This is a genomic window from Candidatus Poribacteria bacterium (assembly GCA_026706025.1).
Taxonomy (GTDB): domain Bacteria; phylum Poribacteria; class WGA-4E; order WGA-4E; family WGA-3G; genus WGA-3G.
Map to the genome: position 1 here is coordinate 1 of JAPOZO010000001.1, position 2472 is coordinate 2472.

At 45.2% G+C, this 2472-nt stretch carries 3 protein-coding genes; all 3 read left to right on the top strand.

Annotated elements, in window-relative coordinates; translation table 11 throughout:
- Positions 1–321 precede the first annotated feature (321 nt).
- A complete protein-coding gene (locus OXH00_00005; protein ID MCY3739378.1) occupies positions 322–693 on the top strand; it encodes a VOC family protein in 372 nt (123 codons plus the stop codon).
- A 155-nt stretch (positions 694–848) separates the two neighbouring features.
- Positions 849–1883, top strand: coding sequence for a hypothetical protein (locus OXH00_00010; GenBank protein MCY3739379.1), 1035 nt, complete (start codon positions 849–851; stop codon positions 1881–1883).
- Complete coding sequence (locus OXH00_00015; protein MCY3739380.1) at positions 1880–2398, top strand: helix-hairpin-helix domain-containing protein; 519 nt, start codon at positions 1880–1882, stop codon at positions 2396–2398. The genes OXH00_00010 and OXH00_00015 overlap by 4 nt, the downstream gene beginning before the upstream one ends.
- Positions 2399–2472 lie beyond the last annotated feature (74 nt).

The window sequence follows — 2472 nt, forward strand, 5'->3', positions numbered from 1 at the left end:
GGGTTTCGACTAAACAAGAAAACGAAGACCCGGTTCGGATAACTCCGGTTCGGTTACAAACCGAACCTACCGGACCTGGGGAAAGGTGCTAAATTGACACCTATGGTACGATTTCCTAACCGCACCTACTCCTCAAATCAAAAAAAGCGCGAAACACAATATTTTCTTAAAACTGAATGACCCTAAATTTACTGTAATAGGGGCTACACAATTTTTCCATTATGTGAGTGGCATAATTAATCGTACACTTTATTGTATTTTTAAAAAGGAGACGGTTTTCCCCTATGGATAAATTCAGGGGTTTCTAGCCGAAGAACATTGATGAAAAGTAAACTTTACACGATGCTCATGCCGATTCTGAAAGTAAAAGACTTAGATGCTGAAGTAGCGTTTTATCTGTCGTTAGGATTTGAACTCTCCTACGATGATGAAGAATTTAAGGCGATACAGTATGAAGATAGCATTGAGTTTGGTCTTAGTCGCAAAGCTGATGTCAACGTCGAAAAAGTCTCTCAACATTTTACATGGCAGATTGCCGTAAACAGCGTCCAAACCGTTTTAGATATTTGCCAGGAGAGAAATCTGGAGGTCGTGCAAGGTTTGAAAAAGTACACCTATGATTTTGGGGATATCTGCACAATTGCAGTGAAATCCCCTAATGGATATGATGTTATTTTTGAGGGTGATTTGTAATAGATCACGCAAATCAACCAATGGGACACAAAATATTGAGGTGAGGTTCTTCTTTCGCCAGCAAGGTCTTAGTTGTCTCAAAACCAAAACTTATGCAGTTTCTGATCGTGCCTATTATTTTTCATTACCCTACTACAAACGGAGCTTGCTTGTAGATGAAAAATTTGCTTGTTTTTCTTCTGTTTAATGTGTTATGTTTATCAGTCCAAGGGGCAGCTTTGGAGTTCGCTTTTCAACTTGGTGAGAAGCAGCAGCCACGCCTCGACGAATTGCTCCCCAATGTCGCGCGACAGATGGCATTTAGCAAACATAGCACGAAGCTGATAACGAAAGGGATGGGCGGTGCTGTCGTAGCGTGGAATATCCAGAGCCGACAGAAACGAGAGATCGGCAACATCCATGCCAACCGTTGGTTTTCCTATGCCACTGGCATGAATCAACTATTAGTCCGAAAAGCGGATGATAACATTACCGTCTTCTCCGTAGGCAGTGGTGATGAAACACGACTGGCGCATGGGCAGTATGAAAGCGGTAGTCTGTCTACGGATGGCACGCTCGCGGTGTTATCAAAAGGTGATAACGAAATTGAGGTATGGCAACTTACTCAGCAAAGTCCAGAGCGTGTGAAAGGTGAGGGATCTGCCCAAAAGTTGAAAACCCTGCTGACAGATCTCCCGGTTAGAAATGGCTTGACACTCTCTGATGACGGTCAATTTATCGCGGCGGCAGAAGGCAGCTACCGAGACGGTGAGGGACATCGGACAGTCATTGAGATTTGGAACACAACCGATGTGGATCCGATCCAAGTTCTCAATACTGGCGAGATTTTGGGAATTTGGAATGTGTTATTTTCCCCCGATGCGACGATGGTAGCCGTTGATACACAGAAAAACGCACAATCCGGGATCCGTGTCTGGGAAGTTGGGACAGGCAGGCAACGCCTTGCGAAATCTGAGTTTGAAGCGTATTGGACCCGTGCACTCGCCTTCTCGACGACTTCAGACTACCTCGCTTCCGGTGATGAAGCAGGTAATTTGCGAGTATGGGACATCTCCGAGGGCGAATCGGTGATTTGGGAGACCTACCCGACAGGTATTCAATCGTTAGCCTTTTCGCCTAACGGTGATTATTTGGCGGTGGCACTTTGGGATGCCACAATCCAAATTTTACATTGGAGGAGGGAACAATGAGCGATGAGAAAAATTTAGAAGAGGGTTCTTACATAGATGCAAAAGGGCGGACGCGCTGGCATCAGAACGATGAAATCGCGCTGAAATTCTTGGAACTTCATACGTTTTTGATTATCGCCGACTATCCAGAAGAGCACGCCTCGCGATACCCGTGGTTGGCGAATTATATCTCTCGCTTTCCCGAACCGATGTCGGATCTCATCGCCCAAGGACGATTAATAGAGGAAATTCCAGCGGCTGGTGAAGTTGTGGCGAAAATCGTTGAGGAATTTCTGGACACTGGCACGAGCGCAAAACTGGAAGAATTTGCCGGTGATACACCGCGAACGGTTGTGGAACTTGTACCTATACCCGGATTGGGTGCCAAAACGATTAAACGACTTTATGAAGAAGTCGGTGTGGATAGCCTCGTCTCGCTCCGAGCAGCAATTGATGAAGGAAAATTAAAAGGTTTCAAAGGCATCGGCAAAAAGACGTTAGAAAAAATTGAGGCATATCTTGATGAGGTACTATAAATAGGACTTACGCAGCACCCTCTTTTGTAGCATGATGCACGTCGCATCTGGGGTGTTTTTGATAGGGTATTTCT

Coding starts and splice junctions, on each gene's coding strand:
- OXH00_00005 (MCY3739378.1), top strand. CDS start 322: ATGAAAAGTAAACTTTACACGATGCTCATGCCGATTCTGAAAGTAAAA.
- OXH00_00010 (MCY3739379.1), top strand. CDS start 849: ATGAAAAATTTGCTTGTTTTTCTTCTGTTTAATGTGTTATGTTTATCA.
- OXH00_00015 (MCY3739380.1), top strand. CDS start 1,880: ATGAGCGATGAGAAAAATTTAGAAGAGGGTTCTTACATAGATGCAAAA.